The sequence below is a fragment of the Bradyrhizobium yuanmingense genome (genome assembly GCF_025200905.1).
GTDB lineage: Bacteria > Pseudomonadota > Alphaproteobacteria > Rhizobiales > Xanthobacteraceae > Bradyrhizobium > Bradyrhizobium yuanmingense.
The window spans coordinates 423,628-441,233 of sequence record NZ_CP104173.1 but is presented as its reverse complement, the minus strand read 5'-3'; the positions used below and the strand labels follow the sequence as shown (position 1 = coordinate 441,233).

At 65.6% G+C, this 17,606-nt stretch carries 20 protein-coding genes and 1 tRNA gene; 8 read left to right on the top strand and 13 right to left on the bottom strand.

What is annotated here, in order from left to right:
• Positions 1-97: 97 nt before the first annotated feature.
• Both N2605_RS02065 and N2605_RS02060 read right to left on the bottom strand, forming a co-directional pair.
• A complete protein-coding gene (locus N2605_RS02065; RefSeq protein WP_225124446.1) occupies positions 98-1,804 on the bottom strand; it encodes an FAD-dependent oxidoreductase in 1,707 nt (568 codons plus the stop codon).
• Between the two features lie 39 nt (positions 1,805-1,843).
• Positions 1,844-2,032 carry a hypothetical protein gene (locus N2605_RS02060; protein WP_036039820.1) on the bottom strand — a complete coding sequence of 63 codons (189 nt, stop codon included), beginning with the start codon at positions 2,030-2,032 and terminating at the stop codon, positions 1,844-1,846.
• Positions 2,033-2,349: 317 nt separating this feature from the next.
• Here N2605_RS02060 and N2605_RS02055 point away from each other — a divergent pair.
• The 3 genes from N2605_RS02055 to N2605_RS02045 all read left to right on the top strand — a co-directional run bounded on the left by N2605_RS02055 (position 2,350) and on the right by N2605_RS02045 (position 3,875).
• Positions 2,350-2,424, top strand: a tRNA-Thr gene (locus N2605_RS02055).
• 94 nt (positions 2,425-2,518) lie between these two features.
• Positions 2,519-2,869: a RidA family protein gene (locus N2605_RS02050; RefSeq protein ID WP_156446945.1), complete on the top strand. Its 351-nt coding sequence runs from the start codon at positions 2,519-2,521 to the stop codon at positions 2,867-2,869.
• A gap of 802 nt (positions 2,870-3,671) precedes the next feature.
• A complete protein-coding gene (locus N2605_RS02045; RefSeq protein WP_036026980.1) occupies positions 3,672-3,875 on the top strand; it encodes a hypothetical protein in 204 nt (67 codons plus the stop codon).
• 126 nt (positions 3,876-4,001) lie between these two features.
• On the opposite strand, the gene N2605_RS02040 is transcribed toward N2605_RS02045, so the two are convergent.
• From N2605_RS02040 to N2605_RS02025, 4 genes are all read right to left on the bottom strand, one after another.
• Entirely contained in the window at positions 4,002-4,478 is a 477-nt protein-coding gene (locus N2605_RS02040; RefSeq protein ID WP_225172149.1) for a cyclic nucleotide-binding domain-containing protein, read from the bottom strand.
• Between the two features lie 273 nt (positions 4,479-4,751).
• Positions 4,752-5,540 (bottom strand): class I SAM-dependent methyltransferase, encoded by a 789-nt coding sequence (locus N2605_RS02035; RefSeq protein WP_225113375.1) that lies wholly within the window; start codon positions 5,538-5,540, stop codon positions 4,752-4,754.
• Positions 5,541-5,638: 98 nt separating this feature from the next.
• The gene (locus N2605_RS02030; RefSeq protein WP_225113376.1) at positions 5,639-6,277 is read right to left on the bottom strand and encodes a ferric reductase-like transmembrane domain-containing protein; all 639 of its coding nucleotides are present in this window, start codon (positions 6,275-6,277) and stop codon (positions 5,639-5,641) included.
• 13 nt (positions 6,278-6,290) lie between these two features.
• Positions 6,291-6,794: a peptidase associated/transthyretin-like domain-containing protein gene (locus tag N2605_RS02025; protein ID WP_225140537.1), complete on the bottom strand. Its 504-nt coding sequence runs from the start codon at positions 6,792-6,794 to the stop codon at positions 6,291-6,293.
• 252 nt (positions 6,795-7,046) lie between these two features.
• Between N2605_RS02025 and N2605_RS02020 the strand changes: the two genes are divergently transcribed.
• Positions 7,047-8,054 carry an LLM class flavin-dependent oxidoreductase gene (locus N2605_RS02020; RefSeq protein WP_260345683.1) on the top strand — a complete coding sequence of 336 codons (1,008 nt, stop codon included), beginning with the start codon at positions 7,047-7,049 and terminating at the stop codon, positions 8,052-8,054.
• 185 nt (positions 8,055-8,239) lie between these two features.
• Here the strand turns inward: N2605_RS02020 and N2605_RS02015 are convergent, their stop codons facing one another.
• The 6 genes from N2605_RS02015 to N2605_RS01990 are packed head-to-tail and all read right to left on the bottom strand — an operon-like array spanning position 8,240 to position 12,855.
• Entirely contained in the window at positions 8,240-9,115 is an 876-nt protein-coding gene (locus N2605_RS02015; protein WP_225189549.1) for an amidohydrolase family protein, read from the bottom strand.
• Between the two features lie 12 nt (positions 9,116-9,127).
• Positions 9,128-9,523, bottom strand: a complete 396-nt coding sequence (locus N2605_RS02010; RefSeq protein ID WP_225126910.1) for a RidA family protein — start codon at positions 9,521-9,523, stop codon at positions 9,128-9,130.
• A 25-nt stretch (positions 9,524-9,548) separates the two neighbouring features.
• Entirely contained in the window at positions 9,549-10,352 is an 804-nt protein-coding gene (gene hpaH, locus N2605_RS02005; protein WP_225126912.1) for a 2-oxo-hept-4-ene-1,7-dioate hydratase, read from the bottom strand.
• 3 nt (positions 10,353-10,355) lie between these two features.
• Complete coding sequence (locus tag N2605_RS02000) at positions 10,356-11,216, bottom strand: fumarylacetoacetate hydrolase family protein (protein WP_260345681.1); 861 nt, start codon at positions 11,214-11,216, stop codon at positions 10,356-10,358.
• A 52-nt stretch (positions 11,217-11,268) separates the two neighbouring features.
• Positions 11,269-11,886, bottom strand: coding sequence for a flavin reductase family protein (locus tag N2605_RS01995; RefSeq protein WP_225144929.1), 618 nt, complete (start codon positions 11,884-11,886; stop codon positions 11,269-11,271).
• A gap of 3 nt (positions 11,887-11,889) precedes the next feature.
• Positions 11,890-12,855: a Bug family tripartite tricarboxylate transporter substrate binding protein gene (locus N2605_RS01990; RefSeq protein WP_260345680.1), complete on the bottom strand. Its 966-nt coding sequence runs from the start codon at positions 12,853-12,855 to the stop codon at positions 11,890-11,892.
• 129 nt (positions 12,856-12,984) lie between these two features.
• Between N2605_RS01990 and N2605_RS01985 the strand changes: the two genes are divergently transcribed.
• The 4 genes from N2605_RS01985 (at position 12,985) to N2605_RS01970 (ending at position 16,775) form a co-directional block, all read left to right on the top strand.
• Entirely contained in the window at positions 12,985-13,785 is an 801-nt protein-coding gene (locus N2605_RS01985; RefSeq protein WP_036014389.1) for an IclR family transcriptional regulator, read from the top strand.
• Between the two features lie 276 nt (positions 13,786-14,061).
• Positions 14,062-15,357, top strand: a complete 1,296-nt coding sequence (locus N2605_RS01980) for an O-acetylhomoserine aminocarboxypropyltransferase (protein ID WP_225113382.1) — start codon at positions 14,062-14,064, stop codon at positions 15,355-15,357.
• A gap of 4 nt (positions 15,358-15,361) precedes the next feature.
• On the top strand, positions 15,362-16,144 hold the full coding sequence (locus tag N2605_RS01975) for an alpha/beta fold hydrolase (RefSeq protein ID WP_036026951.1): 783 nt from the start codon (positions 15,362-15,364) through the stop codon (positions 16,142-16,144).
• A gap of 127 nt (positions 16,145-16,271) precedes the next feature.
• Entirely contained in the window at positions 16,272-16,775 is a 504-nt protein-coding gene (locus N2605_RS01970) for a DUF6496 domain-containing protein (protein ID WP_036026948.1), read from the top strand.
• Positions 16,776-16,969: 194 nt separating this feature from the next.
• Here the strand turns inward: N2605_RS01970 and N2605_RS01965 are convergent, their stop codons facing one another.
• Entirely contained in the window at positions 16,970-17,581 is a 612-nt protein-coding gene (locus tag N2605_RS01965; RefSeq protein ID WP_036014393.1) for a pyridoxamine 5'-phosphate oxidase family protein, read from the bottom strand.
• Between the last annotated feature and the right edge of the window lie 25 nt (positions 17,582-17,606).

Here is a 17,606-nt window from a genome sequence, read left to right as displayed (position 1 = left end):
TCCGCGCGCGATTGCCTCGCGACGAGGGGATAGTCACGCATTGCGCAGCAAGATGACAAGCCGGATTTGGCTTGCCATTGCCTTGCCTTGTCCTTGACTAAAGCGCCGGTTTTGCGGCGTCGCCGAGATAGCCATGCAGGGAGGCAACGACCTGCGCGCCCTCGCCGATGGCGCCGCCGACGCGCTTGACCGAGCCGGAGCGGACGTCGCCGACGGCGTAGACGCCGGGCACGGAGGTCTCCAGCGGCGCCACCAGCTTGCCCTGGTTCTGCTCCGACTGCGCGCCCGTGACCACGAAGCCGCCGCGATCGAGCGTCACGCCGCAACCGTCGAGCCAGGACGTGGCGGGATCGGCGCCGACGAACAGGAAGAGATTGCGGATGTCGGCGGAATCCTCGTCATCCGAGAGCCGGCTCTTCCAGCGGATGCGCCGCAGCAGCGAGGCCTCGTCGCCCTCGAGCGCGGTGATCTCGGTGTTGAACATCAGTTCGATGTTCGGGGTCGCTTCGATGCGCTCGATGAGATAGCGCGACATGCTGGCGCCAAGGCCGCCGCCGCGGATGATCATCAACACGCGTTTGGCATGGCCCGACAGGAACACGGCCGCCTGGCCAGCCGAATTACCGGCGCCGACCAGAGCCACCTCCTCGCCGGCGCAGAGTCGCGCCTCCACGGGCGATGCCCAGTACCAGACGCCGCGGCCCTCGAACTTGTCGAGGTTGGCGATATGGGGACGGCGGTAGCGCGCGCCGCTGGCGACCACCACCGAACGGGAGCGCAAGGTCTCGCCGCAATCCAGCGCCAGCGCGAAGGTGCCGTTGGCGCGCGAGCAATCCAGCGAGCTCACCGACATCGGAATCATGATGTCGGCGCCGAACTTCTGCGCCTGGGTGAAGGCGCGGCCCGCCAGCGCCTGGCCGGAGATGCCGGTCGGGAAGCCCAGATAGTTCTCGATGCGCGCGCTGGCGCCGGCTTGGCCGCCAAAGGCGCGGGTGTCGACGACCGCGACCGAGAGACCTTCGGACGCCGCATAGACCGCGGTCGCGAGCCCCGCCGGCCCGCAGCCGACGATGGCGACATCGTAGATGCGGTTGTCCTTGGCCCCGCCGATCATGCCGATGGCGCGGCCGAGCTCGGTCTCGCTGGGATTGCGCAGCACCGTGCCGCCGGCCGTGACGACGAGCGGCCAATCCTCCGGCTTCGGCGAATAGCGCGCGATCAGTTCGGCGGCGTCATGCTCGCTCTCGGGATCGAGCAGATGATGCGGCTGGCCATTGCGGGTGAGAAAGCCCTGCAGGCGCACCACGCCCGCGGAGTTCGAGGGCCCGATCAGCACGGGGCCGCCGATGCCGCCCTGGATCAGATTGACCCGGCGCAGGATCAGCGCGCGCATGATGCGCTCGCCAAGCTCGGCTTCGGCCACCAGCAGCGCGCGCAGCCGGTCCGGCGGGACGAGCAGCACCTCGACATTGCCTTCGGCGCGGCCGTCGACCAGCGCCGGCCTGCCCGAGAGCTGGCCAAGCTCGGCCAGGAATTGCCCCGGCCCCTGATCGATCACGGGCGTGACGTGGCCGAGACCATCGCGCTGGGTGATGGCGACGTGGCCCGCCAGCACCACGAACATGCCGGGCCCGGGCTTGCCGGTCTCGAACAGCAATTCGCCGTCCGCGTAGGTGCGGATTTCGCCGAAGTGCCTGATCCGTTCGATCTCGGCGGGCGTCAGCGCCGGAAAGGTCTGCTCGGGGCGCGTGAACCGCAACAGCTGCGCATCACGGTCGGTTCGTTGTGTTTCGTCCTGCCCCATGGCCACTGCATGCACTCCAAAATCTCCAGCCGCCGGCGTTCAACGAGAGGTCTTGCCGGCGGCCCCCTCATTTAGGGAACCATCGTCGTTCTGCGAGGGGTCGGTGCTTGCGGCGCGTTCGCGCGCCTGCAACTTCCGCCGCTTCAGGTTTTCGCGCAGCGCCGATTTCAGCCGGTCGTCCCGGGACGCCCTCGCCTGCCTCGCGCTCTTGTCAGTCTCGTCGCCCATCGCGGCTCCATCACAGCAATCGGCCACAGGATGCCATCGAAGTGTGGCAGCTCAAGAGGGTGAGGCGATAGGACCCTTGCGAAACGCGAGATGGATCGAATCCGGCTCCCCGGCCAACTGACCAGTTGGGCAGGGATATCAGACCGTGAATCGGCGTGAACTCGGTCGTTTCGCGCGAAAACGGGCATTTTGACGCCGATATCGGGCCGATTTTCTCGTTTTGGCGGGGCTAGCAAGCTTGCGCAGGAGGGGGGCTTGTGGCAGATATCGGCCCGCTTGGTAGGCCCCTCGGGCGGCCGATTCTTGTCCCAGCACATGCTGCCGTAGCTCAGTGGTAGAGCACTCCATTGGTAATGGAGAGGTCGACAGTTCAATCCTGTCTGGCAGCACCAGCTTTCCTCACGGACGCGAGCCGTGTTGAACCAAGCCTTGTTGAACCAAGCCTTGTGCCTGGCCAGCGCGCCCGCAACACCCATGGATGCGATCGTGATCACACGCTCCCTGCCCTATGAAGGACTGCTCCACGAGATCGTCGAGCACAATGGCGTGCTCTATCTCGGCGGCATCGTCCCTGAAGATGCCCGGCTCGACATGGCGGGCCAGGCCGACGATGTGCTGCGCCAGTTGAGGACCCTGCTCGAGGGAGCCGGCTCCGATCTCTCCTGCGTTCTGCAGGTGACGATCTTCGTGGCCGACCTCACTGAGAAGGCCGCGTTCAACCAGGTGTGGAAGCGCTATTTCACCGCGGAGCATCTGCCGGCGCGTGCCGCGATCGGCGTTGCGGATCTCGGCCCGGGCGTCAAGCTGGAGCTGACGGCGATCGCCGCGCGCCGCTGATCCTCACGGGCGAGAAGAGCAAGCTCGGTCGTTTCGTCAGTCTTCCACACATGGCTTGGCATTCTCGCGGCCCGAAACGCCCGAGTTTTGCTCGTTTCCTTGTCCCTCTTCTATGAAGAGGGCGCAGGGAAGGCCGGGTGCCGGCTGGCACGCACGGTCCGCTGTGCGACAGCACACGCAGAAAACTGCACAGCGGCATACAGGTGAAGCCCAACACACGGCCTTCCCTGCGCGGTGGTTTGACGGCTTATGCCTGCTCTCCCCGGAGCCGAGTTCCTTCTGGCCTCCGTCACCTCGCGAATTGACGATGCCTCAAGGCCCGGTTGAGCCCAGATGCATCTCCGCAAGGCTTGACCGTAGCAACGACGGTCAGGACCACACGGTTTTGCCGTACGCAGCTTCCGGCTCCGCCAAGAGGCTTCGCCGGATGTTGGCGCCGTCCGTTCCGCACGCTGTGAGACCTCACGAGGTTCATCTCGCCCTGGTCCCGCCCCGCGTGCCCGACGCAGCCGCGTCCACCGCACCCTGGCCCTCGTTCGTGACGACGTACGATCGCCCCTCTCCCTGGGCCGGGATGAGCGAAGGATACTGCAATTCCGAATTTCGGTAAAGTGGAATATATTTGCGGGAAGGGATTGACGGGGGCTGCGCGGGAGAGGCGGTGTTTTGCCCGACGGGCCAGAAGCGTTGCGCTCGGTGTCCTTCCGGTTGCGCCTCTTCGAAAGGTTGCGGCCACACGGCACGTTGACCCCTCGTTTCATGGTGCTAGTCTTTTCGCTCGCGACCTGTCCGGGAGGACACGATGGGATGGTTCGACCGCCTGTTTGGAAGGATGTCGGAGCCGACGATTCCTCTTCTTGCGAGATTTCGGCGGAAATCAAAAGCACCGACCGATCCTGATCTTTTGAAAATCGCCAAGGACCGGAAGGGACATGTTTCCCGCAGAGCCGTCAGGGACGAGTATAATCGGCTGGTCCTGGAGAAGTACGCGCACGACAAGTCGTGATGCGCGTCGAGGATCTCAGTAGCCCGTAGGATGGGTAGAGCGAAGCGAAACCCATCTGCTCCTTGTCGAGCCACGAAACATGATGGGTTTCGCAAGGGCTCTACCCATCCTACGCACTGCGCACCATCAATGGTCGCCATTCATTTGCAGTGCTGCGAAGCGGTCGTCCGAACGGCGCAACCGCCGGCATAGCTCGCGATTGATGTTCTGCAGAACGATCACGTAGGCGCGGATGTCGGCCTTGTAGCAGGCATAGAGCTTTTGGGCCGTCAGCTCGTACAGCACGGTCGGCGCCTCCGCGATAACAGTGGCGGAGCGGTTCTGCATTTCGATCAGCGTCATCTCGCCGAAGAAATCGCCAGGCTCCAAACGCGATATCGGGATGACCCTGCCCGCATGCGTGCGTTTGCTCACCGCCAGCCGGCCGGACTTGACGATGAACATCGAACGTCCCGGCTCGCCCTCGGCCACAACGGTCGCGTCGGCCTCGAAGCGGCGCTCGACTAGCATCGAGATCAAGAGGTCGAGGCCTGCCTCCGAAAGCCCGCCGAAGAACGGCGTCGCCAGCAGGAACGCTTTCAGATCGGGGGACGTGACGAGCATTGCGCGAGGTTACGCCCGGTCGAAGGCTGCGGCAAGCTAAGCGGTGCAGCCAGGTTCCGTCATTGCGAGCGTAGCGAAGCAATCCAGGAATGTGTCCGCGGAAACAGTCTGGATTGCTTCGTCGCAAGGGCTCCTCGCAATGACGCGGCGAGAGATTTCACCTCTCGATTCTGGACCACTGCCGCGCGCAGCGAAACCCATCAGACTCGTGCGGTGGCGAAGATGATGGGTTTCGCAAGTGCTCTATCCATCCTACGGGCCGCACAGTGCGAGCTATTTGGGCCGGCGCCCCCTGATCGCGTGCGCGCGCGCAGTGCAGGTGATGCGGCCGTCCGCATGCGCCGGCAGGCCCGCACGCACCCGCGCGATGAGGGTCTCGACGTCCGCGGGCCTCATGGCGGCAACGGAAGGCCGGAGCGCGGGGGACTTCAGACTGATTGCCCAGAAATCATCGAAACCTGAAAACGTCCGTTGCACCGTAATCTCTCGCGTTTGCACGTCCTCGAGACCTGCTCCTCGCCACAGGTCCCGCAACGCTTCCATGCGAGAGGCATCCATCCGTGGCGGGCGCGTTGCCGGAATGCCCATTGCCTTCATCTCGTCATAGATCGGGTCGAGCGGAAAGCCGCCACCCAACATGTCCCACATATACGTCATGACCGCACCGCCGGGGACAACGACCCGCACCATTTCGCTGACGCCCCTCGCAGGGTCCGGAACGAACACCAGAACCAACGCCATCACAGCCGCATCGAAGCTGGCGTCGGCGAAAGGAAGTGCCATCGCATCGCCCTGGTGAAACTTTGCCACGCGCGCCGCAGGTCGTGTGCGCGCAAAAGCAAGCTGCTCGGCCGAGGGGTCAATGCCCTGGACCTCGGCGGGGTTGCAGCGCTCGACCAGGAGTTCAGTGAAGGCGCCGTTGCCGCAACCGATGTCGATCCACCGCAAGCCTGCAGGAGGTGCCAGCCAATCAAGGAATATCTCGCCTGCGAACCGGCTCCAGATTCCCATCATCTGCTCGTAGGCGGCACCATCGTCGAAGCGAATGGTCTGCTCTGCCATTTCGAGATCCTCCCGGCCCGATGACGATGCTTGGCGCGCGCCATTCTGCGCACAAGAGATGGGACTGGGGAAGTGCCGGAGCTGACCTGATCCGCGGATTATTGCCGCGCGACATTCTCCCCGCGCGGCGTCCTTCGCTTCCGCCACACCTGCAGGTCAATCATGACTTTCACGGCCGCCGCGAGGACGAGCGCACAGAGTGCCACCTTGGAGATCGTCTCCATCGTCCCCTCGATCAGCAGGCAATGGACCACGCTGCCTGCGACGATGACGATGGCGAGGGGAATATGGATGATGCGCCAGGTTCGCGGCCGCAATCCCAACCGCCTTCGCAGCAGAGCCAGGAACGCAACCGCGAAGATGGCCCACATCGCGATCACGCCGAAGGGAGAGAACGGCGTCGGCGATGAGAAGGTCAGTGCGTCCACCATGTCGGGCGGGCTGGTGATCCAGAGGCCGGCGACGTGAATCAGAATCGCGAGAGCAAGCGCGCCGCCGATCCAGTGATGGGCGCGCCTGCCGCGATAGGCCGACAATCGCGGCAGGTAGCCGCCGATCAGCAAGGGCTGCACGAGCACGAGACCGAGGGCGATGATGCCGGCGAAGCCGGCGATAACGTAGACAGGATCGCGCCATGCCAGCTGCTCGCTGGCCGCAGCAAGCGCAACCGGCACGCCGATCGCCAAGCCAAGGGCGACCCAGATCAGGGGCGCCCGGGCCGATCTCCATCGCGTCATCTGCAAGTGGGGTTCAAGCCGGCTGCAGCACGAAGTGCGCCTCGAGGCTGGTCTCCTTGGCGCTCCGCATCACCGGCCGCAGGAAGACGGTCTTGAACTCGCCGCTGTCATAGGCGAGGTGGCCGTGCGGCTGGCCGAAGATCGGAATGATCTGCGGCATCTCCAGCCGGAACCTGCCGTCCTTGTCGGTGAGCGTTGCGCCGTGGCTCTGCGGCTCGTGCTCCCGCCCTTCGACGGTGTGCGCCCAGATCTGGATGCGCTGCCCGGCCAGCGGAGCCCCGTCGCCGGCGCGGCGCACGGTGCCGCTCATCCAGAAACCGCCCTTGCCGATCCGCTCCACGATCGCCGCACCCTTGCGGTAATTGTTCGCGCCGCCCGACATCGACTCGGTCGGTGCGAGGCCCGCCGCACGGGCGGGCAGCAGGACGCCGGAATCGCCGGTTGCCAGAAGGCCCGTTGCGAGGACGGAGCCGCCGGCAGCGAGGAGGTTGCGGCGGGTGAAGACGACCGTGGTCATGTCAGTTCCTCCTGGCAGCAGCGCAGCTGCTTCCCGCAAGCTACAATACCAGGTGTAAAACGCCCAGTTGGCGCGAGGGGCGCCAGGGCCTGCAATAACAGTGTTGTGAACGGCCGTCTTCGCGGCGTGCATCTCTCAGATGAGCTGACAAGAGGGGCCCGCAAGTGCTCTAACTATTCTGCGCGCTGCCACTACATGTGTGTCCTGCAAGCGCGCACCGTCACGCGGCCCCTCCACACCGGCAGCCCTCCCATGATCCCCTTCTCCGTGCTCGACCTCGCACCCATCTGCCAGGGCGGCGACGCGTCGCAGGCGTTCCGCAATTCGCTCGATCTGGCCCGGCATGCCGAGACGTGGGGCTTCAAGCGGTTCTGGCTGGCCGAGCATCACAACATGACGGGCATCGCGAGCGCGGCGACGTCGGTAGTGATCGGCCACATCGCGGGCGGAACGAAAACGATCCGCGTCGGCTCCGGCGGGATCATGCTGCCGAACCACTCGCCGCTCGTCATCGCCGAGCAGTTCGGCACGCTGGAATCGCTCTATCCCGGGCGGATCGATCTCGGGCTCGGCCGGGCGCCGGGCACCGACCAGTTCACCGCGCGGGCGCTGCGGCGCGACCTTGCCACCACGTCCGAGAACTTTCCGCATGACGTGCTGGAGCTGCAGGCGCTGCTCGGCGACGTGCAGCCGAACCAGGCGATCCGCGCCGTGCCCGGCATGGGGACCAAGGTGCCGCTGTGGATCTTGGGATCGAGCACCTTTGGCGCGCAGCTGGCGGCAATGCTCGGCCTGCCCTTCGCGTTCGCCTCGCATTTCGCGCCGCAGATGATGATGCCGGCGCTGCGCGAATATCGTGCGCGCTTCGAGCCCTCGGCGCAGCTCGACAAGCCCTATGCGATGATCGGCGTCAACGTGTTCGCGGCCGACAGCGATGAAGAGGCACAGCGGATGTTCTCCTCGCTGCAGCAGCAATTCATCAACCTGCGCCGCGGCACGCCGGGGCCGCTGCCGCCGCCGGTGGAGGACATGGACGCGTTGTGGTCGCCGGCCGAGAAGGCCGGCGTTGCGCAAGCGCTGTCGTGCTCAGCGGTCGGGTCGCCCGATGTGGTCGAAGCGAAGCTGAAGGCGCTGATCACTGAAACCGGCGCGGACGAATTGATGACGACGGGGCAGATCTACGACCACACGGCACGGCTGCGCTCGTTCGAGATCGCCGCGGAGGTGCGGGATAGGCTCGCGAAGCAGCCGGTGGAGTGAGGGCCCGATTGTCGCGGCGATGAAGGTGCGCTCCCTCCCCCGCTTGCGGGGGAGGGTTGGGGAGAGGGTGTCTCCGCAATGGGACAATCCCCTAGAGGAAAGAGCCCTCACCCCGACCCTCTCCCGCACGCGGGAGAGGGAGCGCACCGCGCGTGGCGAGCTGCTCAGCCCAATCCTCTCATGCCCTAATCCGCAAAGCCGAACAGCTTGGCCGGATTGTGCACCAGGATCTTCTCCAGCTCCGCCTGGTCGGGCGCGTAACGGTACATCAGCTCTAACAGATCGGCATCGTTCGGCGGCTGCTTCACCGAGACCGGATGCGGCCAGTCGCTGGCCCAGACGCAGCGATCGGGAGCGGCCTCGATATAGGCGCGCGCGATCGGGATCACGTCGTCGTAAGGCGCGCCGGTTTTCGAGGTCTTCTCGCCGAGCGAGAGCATCACCCAGAAATTGCCCTTGGCGAGCAGCTCCAGCATCTTGCGCAGATTCGGATCGTTCCTGCCGGCGTCGGGGTCGGGGCGCGCCATGTGGTCGATCAGCACGGGCACGTCGAGATCTTCGTATTTGGCGACGCTCGACATGATGCCGTCCTTCTCGGGCTGGATCTTGGCGTACCAGCCGAGCTCGCGGATGCGGGCGATGGCGCGGGCGAAATCGGCATCCGACAGCACGGCGCCGAGCTCCTGGCGGAAGCTGAAGCGCGCGCCGCGCACGCCGGCATCATGCAGCTTGGCCAGATAGGCGTCGTTCGCTTCCGCGAACACCAGCGCATTAGCGCAGCCGCGGTAGTTCGGGCCCATCGCGGCGAGGCCGTCGAGCACGACGGCGTGGTCGGCGCCGTAGGTCGTGGTCTGCACGATGATGCCGCGCTCGATGCCGAGCGTCTTGTGCATGCGCAGCGCCGCTTCCCAGGTCGCGGTCGGCATCCGATAGGCGGCGCCGGGACGCTCAGGATATTTCTCGATCGGCCCCAGCACGTGGAACTGGCTGTCGATGGTCTTCGGCGGCGGCGTCTTGCTTGGACGGCGCGGGTTGGGGTCGAACGGCAGATACATCGGCATGCAAGCGCTCCCTCAGTCGATCACGGCGGTGAAGTCGCACTGCACCAGCGCGCCGCCATCCATGTTGTCCATCGGCAGCGCGTGGCGCGCGGGGCGCGAATGCTCGTCCGGAAACATCTTCAACCACTCGACATTCACAGGGCCGCGCTGCGAGCGGTCCTTCAGCCACACCGTCATCTTGATGATGTCGGAGGTCGAGCCGCCGGCGGCCTCCACCGTCGCCTTCATATGGGCGAACATGTTGGCGCATTGGGCCTCCAGGCTTTCGGGCATCGCATTGGTCGCGGGATCGCGGCCGAGGATGACGCCGGACATCACGAGATTGCCGATGCGGCAGGCGTTCGGAATCGGGTTGACGTGCTTGAAGCCGCCGATGTGGATGCTCCTGCGCCGCGTTTGACCACTCATGGTGCGCTCCCTGCTTGTTATTGCTTCAGACGAACTGGCATGACACCGAGCCGAAGGCGCCGTAATCGGCATGGAAGGTGTCGCCGCGGCGGATGTCGACGGGACGCGTGAACGATCCCGCCAGCACGACCTCGCCGGCTTGGAGATGCTCGTCATGCGGTGCGAGGCGGTTGGCGAGCCAGGCGATGCCGTTGGCGGGGTGATTGAGCACGCCGGCGGCAAGGCCGGTCTCCTCGACCTCGCCGTTGCGGAATAGCAATGCGCCGATCCAGCGCAGATCCGCATCCATCGGGCGGATCGGCCGGCCGCCGAGCACCAGCGCGGCATTGGCCGCGTTGTCCGAGATCGTGTCCATGACCTTGCGGGTCCTGCCCGTCTCGGGGTCGACGCGGTGCATGCGCGTCTCCAGAATCTCGAGCGCAGGCGTGACGTAGTCGGTGGCGTTGAGCACGTCGAAAATGGTGCAATCCGGCCCGCGCAGAGGGGCCTTCAGCACGAAGGCGAGCTCGACCTCGATGCGCGGCGCGTGGAAGCGGTCGAACGGAACAGGCGTGGCATCGGGGTAAAACATGTCGGCGAACAGCACGCCGTAATCGGGCTCGTTGATGCCGACCGCGTTCTGCATCGCCTTCGAGGTCAGGCCGATTTTGTGGCCCTTGATGATTCGGCCGCGGCCGAGCTGGAGTTTCGTCCAGGCGCGCTGGACCGCGTAGGCATCCTCGATGCTGAACTCCGGATAGTCCTTGGTGAACATCGGGATCAGCGTCTTGGTGCGCTCGGCTTCATCGAGACGTGCGGCGAGGCGTTCGATCGTGGCGGAATCCAGCATCGTTTACTGCTCCGCCGCCACGGTGTTGCGCAGCACGCCGATGCGGCTGGACTCGACCTCGACGACGTCGCCGTCCCTCAGCCAGCGTGGCGGATCGAACCGCGCACCCGCGCCGGTCGGCGTGCCTGTCACGATCATGTCGCCGGGCTTGAGGGTGGCGAAGGTCGAGAGATAGGAGATCAGGAAGTCGAACGGGAACATCAACCGCTCGGTGGTGTCCTGCTGCCGCACTTCGCCGTTCACGCGTGTGACGATGTCGTGAGGCCCGCGCGGGTCGAGCTCGTCAGACGTCACAATCCACGGGCCGATGCTGCCGGAGCGATCAAAATTCTTGCCCTGCGTGACGTTGAACTTGCCGTGGCGCAGCCAGTCGCGGATCGTGCCCTCATTGCACAGCGTCATGCCGAAGATGTGCGACCACGCTTTTTCGCGCGGAATGTGGCGGCCGCCCTGCCCGACCACGATGACGAGCTCGCCTTCATAGTCGAGCTGGTCCGAAACCCTGGGCTTCTCGATCGGCTGACCGGAGCCGGTCATCGAGGACATGCTGCGCACGAACAGGCTGGGATATTTGGGAAGGTCCGAATTGTCTTTATACTCCGCATTGCGCTCGGCGTAATTGACGCCGATGCACCAGAGCTTCTCCGGTGCCAGCACCGGCGGCAGCAGAACGAGCTGGTCCAACGCATGGTCCGGCTTCTGGCCCGCGACGGCTTCCTGCGCTTCAGCGAGCGCATTGGCCGCGATCAGCGCCTTGACGTCCGAATAGTCGCGGCCGATGCGCCTGGTCAGATCGACCACGCCGCCGTCCACGGCCGCGCCGTAGCGCGCCTCGCCGTCCAGCAGATAGCTCAGCAGTCGCATTGTATGTCCTCCGATGATCTTGGGGCGGCGGCCGGCGATGAGGCCCGCGCGCTCAGTCTTTCGACTTGGGAGTCTGGAACACGCTGCCCAGCGTCACGATCTCGCCGAGGCGGGCGTAGCGCGGCCCGCCGATACGCGCGATCGGGTCGAGCGCCCTGGTCTCGACCTTGCCGTCGTTGACGAGACCGTCGCGCAAATGGAGCAGCACGACCTCGCCGACAATGAGCCGGCTCTTGGCGTCACCGAACTCGAGGCACTGCCGGAAACGGCACTCCATCGCGACCGGCGCGGCGGCAAGCCGCGGCACCTTGATGCGCTCGCTCGCGAGCGTCTCCAGGCCGAGATGCTCCACTTCGCTGATTTCAGGCGGATGCTCGACCGATGAGTCGTGCACGGCATTCATCAGCGGCGTATCCGCGATGTGGATCACATATTCCTCGGTATCGAGGATGTTGTGCGCGGTGTCCTTGTAGTCGGCGCCCTTGCGGCCCACGCTGATGGCGAGCATCGGCGGCTTCTGCGAGACGAAGGTGAAGGCGCTGAACGGAGCGAGATTGAGCACGCCCGTAGCTGACAAGCTCGTCACCCAGGCGATCGGGCGCGGCACCACGATGCCGGTCATCAGGCGGTAGATGCGCTCGGCGCCGAGCTCGGTCGGATCGATCCGCATCGATCAATCCGCCCTGATATTGGCCTTGCGCACCACCGGAATCCACTTGGCGTCCTCGCGCTCGAGATAGGCCCTGAATTCGGCCGGCGTCATCGGCGTGGCTTCGCCGCCGAGCTTCTCGAACTTGTCCGCAATGGCAGGGTCCTTGAGGATCACGACCAGCGTCTCGTGCAGCTTCTCGACGATGGGCGCAGGCGTGCCAGCGGGCGCGAACAGGCCGGTGAAGGTCTGGCCGTCGAAGTCCTTGTAGCCGAGCTCGGCGAAGGTCGGCACGTCGGGCAGCGATTTCAATCGATGCGGTGAGGTGACGGCGAGCGCGCGGAACAGGCCGGCCTTGATGTGCTGGAGGCTGACCGTGAGCTGGTCGAAGGCGAACTGCACCTGACCGCCCAGGAGATCGTTGATGGCCGGCGCATTGCCGCGATAATGCGCCGTGACCCATTGCAGGCCGAGATTCGACTGCATCAGCTCGCTGAGCAGATGGTTGGTGGTGCCGGGACCGGGCGAGGCCATGGTCAGCTTGCCGGGCTCGCGCTTGGCGAGGTCGAGAAACTCCTTGAGCGTGGTCGCCTGCACCGAGGGATGAACCTCGAGCACCAGCGGCGTCATCGAGATCGTCGAGATCGGGAGAAAGTCCTTCTTCCAATTGTAGGCGTCGCGCTTGTTGATCTCGGTCGCGAACAGCACCGGGCCGTTGGCGCCGACGAACAGCGTGTAGCCGTCGGGCGCCGATTTCGCGAAGGCTTCGCCCGCGATCATGCCGCCGGCGCCGGCCTTGTTCTCGATGACGAAGGGTTGGCCGAGCTTTTCCTGGAGCTTGTCGGCGACGATGCGCGCGGCGCTGTCGACATTGCCGCCGGCGGGATAGGGCACGATCAGCTTGACGTTGCGCGCCGGCCATTGCTGGCCGGAGGCGGGTCCCGCCAACATTGCGGCTGCTGCAGCGATGGCAATCCAGATTAATCTCATGTTAACCTCCCGGCGGCGCTTCCAATTCCATATCGGGCGCAGACTTTCGTGCATGGCATCCCGATCGGAGCGCAATCTCCAGATGCGCGCTTGCCCTGTCGAGCGAATTGTGGCGTTCTTGTCCATATTATGGACAAACGACGCGCAACGAAATCCACCCGCAGCGCCGTGGAGCCGCGACATGGCGCGCAGGCGATCCGGCGCGCGCTCGCGGTGCTGCGCATCCTGGCCGCAGGGCGCGAGGACGGTGTGCCATTGGCCGAGGTGGTCCGCACGACCGGGCTCACCCGCCCCACCGTGCATCGCATCGTCCACGTGCTGATCGAGGAAGGCATCGTCGAGCGGCACGGCCGGAGCGGCCGCTACGCGATCGGCAACCAGGTACCGGAACTGGCGCTGGCGCGTCCGCGGCCATCGCGGCTCTTGGTCGCCGCAAATCCGTCGCTGCAGCGCGCGTCCGCCGCGATCGGCGACACGCTGTTCCTGACGGTGCGCACCGGCAACGACACGCTCTGCGTCGATCGCCGGATCGGCGTCTACCCGATCCAGGTGCTGTCGATCGAGGTCGGCGCGCGCCGGCCGCTCGGCGTCTCCAGCGCCGGCGTTGCCATTCTCGCCGCAATGCCGGCGCAGGAGGCGCGAAAGATCGTCGCGGCGAACGAGAAGCGGTTCGAGGCCTACCGGACCGACGTCGCGACCGTGCTCGGCGAGGTCACCGCCGCCAGGCGCCTGGGATATGGCATGAGAGAGATCGGACTGGTGCAGGGGACGAAATCGATCTCGACCTGGATCAAGACGCCGGACGGGCAACCGGCTGCAGCGATGACGGTCTCCGCCGTTCGCACGAGGCTCGGGCCAAGGCGCGAGCAGGAGGTCGCGGAGATCCTGCTGCGGGAGGCGCGGGTGATCGAGCAGGCGATCGGGGGGTGAAGCGCGGACGGCGCCTCTTCGCCTCTCCCGCTTGCGGGGAGAGGCCGGAAATTTGCGCAGCAAATTCCGGGTGAGGGGGAGCCTCCGCGAGTCCAGCTGCCATCATCTTCGTGGAGAGAGCCCCTCACCCCAACCCTCTCCCCGTAAGAACGGGGCGAGGGAGCGCACCGCCGGCGCGGCTGGAGCTCGCTTCAAACCCAGCGCTGTCAATGGGCTGACGTACCGCTCCGTTTTATGGCACAACGCTGCATCGCCGACCGACCAACGAGGCCACGCATGCCCGCGCCGAAACCGCCTGCCTTCGACACCCTGAGCCTGCATGCGGGCCAGCATCCGGATCCCACGACCGGCGCCCGGGCGGTGCCGATCTACCAGACCACGTCCTACGTGTTCCAGGATTCCGATCACGCCGCCGCGCTGTTCAATCTGGAGCGTGCCGGCCACATCTATACGCGCATCTCCAATCCGACCACCGGCGTGCTGGAGGAGCGGCTTGCGGCGCTGGAAGGCGGGGTCGGCGCGATCTGCACGGCAAGCGGCATGGCGGCGCTGCACCTCGCCATCGCCACGCTGCTCAATGCCGGCGACCACATCGTGGCGTCGAGCTCGCTCTATGGCGGCACCATCAACCTCTTGGCGCACACGCTGCCCCGCTTCGGCATCACCACCACCTTCGTCAAGCCGCGCGATCTCGACGCGTTCCGCACAGCGATCAAGCCGAACACGAAGCTCGTGATCGGCGAGACCATCGGCAACCCTGGCCTCGAGGTGCTCGACATCCCGAAGGTTGCGGCGATCGCGCATGAGGCCAAGATTCCGCTTCTGATCGACAACACCTTCGCCACGCCCTATCTCAGCCGCCCGATCGAGCTCGGTGCCGACATCGTGATGCATTCGGCAACCAAATGGATCGGCGGCCACGGCATTGCGATCGGCGGCGCTATCGTGGACGGCGGCCGCTTCGACTGGCGCTCCTCCGGCAAGTTCGGCGTGCTGACTGAGCCCTATGGCGGCTATCACGGCATCGTCTTCGACGAGCAGTTCGGCACCGCCGCGTTCATCATGCGCGCCCGCACGGAAGGCCTGCGCGATTTCGGCGCCTGCCTGTCGCCGACCAATGCGTTCCAGCTGCTCCAGGGCGTCGAGACGCTCGGCGTGCGCATGGACCGGCATATGCAGAACACGCATCTGGTGCTGGAGGCGCTGAAGTCCAACAAGGCCGTGGACTGGGTGCTGCACCCGTCGCTCGAGGACCATACGGACTACCAGCTTGCCAAGACGCTGCTGCCGCGCGGTGCCGGCTCGATCGTCTCCTTCGGCATCAAGGGCGGCCGGCCTGCCGGACGCAAGTTCATCGAGAGCTTACGCATGATCAGCCATCTCGCCAATGTCGGCGACGCCAAGACGCTGGTGATCCATCCGGCCTCGACCACGCATCAGCAGATGGACGCCGAGCAGCTCAAGGCGGCCGGCATCGGCGAAGAGCTGGTGCGGCTCTCGGTCGGCATCGAGACCGCAAGCGACATCATCGACGACCTCAACCAAGCGCTGCGCATCTCGCAAAAGGCCTGACACCATGAAGCTCTCCGTCAACGGCACCGATGTGTTTGTCGCAACCGGTGGCCGCGACTTCGACAAGTCCCTGCCCGCGGTCGTCTTCATCCACGGCGCCGGCTTCGACCATTCGACCTGGGCGTTGCATACGCGCTGGTTCGCCCATCACGGCTTTGCCGTGCTGGCGCCCGACCTGCCCGGCCACGGCCGCTCTACTGGGCCTTCGCTCGGCAGCATCGCCGAGATGGCCGACTGGACGGCGGCGCTGCTCGATGCGGCGGGCGCCGCAAAGGCGCATCTGATCGGTCACTCCATGGGCTCGCTGATCTCGCTGGAGACCGCCGCGCGACATCCCGACAAGGTGTCAGCGCTGAGCCTGATCGGCACCGCCGCGACCATGACGGTGGGTCCGGATCTGTTGAAAGCCGCCGAAGCCAACTCGCAGGATGCCAACGACATGGTCTCGATCTGGGGCCTCGGCTTCAACGCGGAGCTCGGCGGCAGCCTGGCGCCGGGCCTGTGGATGCATGGCGGCGCGCAGGCGGTGCTCAGGGCATGCGAGCCGGGCGTGCTGTTCAGGGATCTGTCGGCCTGCAACTCCTATACGAATGCGCTTGCCGCTGCGGCGACCGTGAAGGTGCCGACGACGCTCATCCTCGGCGAGCGGGACATGATGACGCCGGCGAAGGCCGGCAAGGCGCTCGCCGCGGCGATCCCGCATGCAAAGACCGTTGTGGTGCCCGGCGCCGGCCACATGATCATGGCCGAGCGGCCGGACGAGCTGCTGGCGGCGCTGAGGAACTAAAGTTGTCTACGCATGATCTTTCCGGAAAACCGCTTCGCACTTTTCCGGATCATGCTTTAGGCGGATCAATCTTCCGTCTTGCGCGTTGCGGTCAGACATCCCTCTCACTCAAGAAGGGAACTGGACCATGCCGAGACAGGAAGTCATTCGCAAAGCCAGGCAAGACAAGCGCGCCGGCAAGTCGGCCAGCACGCAGGCCGGCGAATTCGTCAAGGACGAGATCGACAGGATCCGGAAAGGCAAGCACGGCGCACGCTCGACCAAGCAGGCCATCGCGATCGGCCTCTCCGAAGCGCGTCGCGCCGGTGTCGATCTGCCGCCACCGCGCAAGGGAAGCACTAAGAAGTCGACGCGCCGTAGTGCCAAGTACGCTTACGAGGTCGGCCAGGGCAAACGCACGCCGAAGCGGAGGCCAAAAGTATCGCGCGCCGCCACGAACGCTCTGAAGAAGGAACCGCGATCGACCGCATCGCGCAGTGCGCTGTCGAAACAGGCCAAGCGAGCCGCAAGCCGCCGAACCGCAGCGTCCCGTTCAGCCGCCGCGCGCAAGGCAAGCCACACCAAGGGTGCCAAGGTGCGCTCCGCCGCCGCGAAGAAGGCGGCGCGCACCAGGGCGCGCCGCCAGAGCTGATCAGCTCAGGCGACGTCAGGCGGATTCATCTGGCGCGGTCAGAAGTGGTCGGCACCACATCGCGGGCGTCTGTGGGGTGGGCAAAGCGAGGCGTGCCCTCGATTTCTTCGCCGCGTTGGGCAGGTCTTGGGCACGGCGCAAATGCGCCTTTGCCCACCCTACGATTCCGTCGATCGTGGAAAGAGACGGCTCACTCACCACATCGTCGCGGCGGCGCGCTCCGGCCAGATGCGGTCGTATTCCGCGCCGCCGACTTTGTTGTCGCTCATCTCCGCAAGAATCTGCCCCGGTGTCGGCAGCGTCTTCGGATCGACGCGCTTGTCGGGATTCCAGAGGTCGGAGCGAACGATGGCGCGGGCGCACTGGAAGTAGATTTCGTCAACGTTCATCACCATGACGCTGCGCGGCGCCTTGCCCTCGACCTTGAACGAGGCCAGCAGCTCCGGATCGATCGACAGATGCGCGCGGCCGTTGGCCCGCACCGCATTGCCCGAGCCGGGGATCAGGAACATCAGCGACACGCGCGGGTCGCGCACGATATTGCGCAAGGAATCGACCCGGTTGTTGCCACGGCGGTCGGGCAGCATCAGCGTCTTGGGGTCGTGGATGCGGACAAAGCCGGGCAGATCGCCGCGCGGCGAGCAGTCGATGCCTTCGGGCCCGATGGTGGCGAGCGCGGCGAACGGCGCCTTCTCGATGAAGATGCGGTAGAGCGGGGTGACGTGGTCGGCAACTTTGACGGTCGAGGCATCGTTCGTGACGCCGTAGATGGCCTCCAGCTGCTCGACCGTTTCAATCACCGTCATTCCACTCTCTCCGTGTTATTGCCCG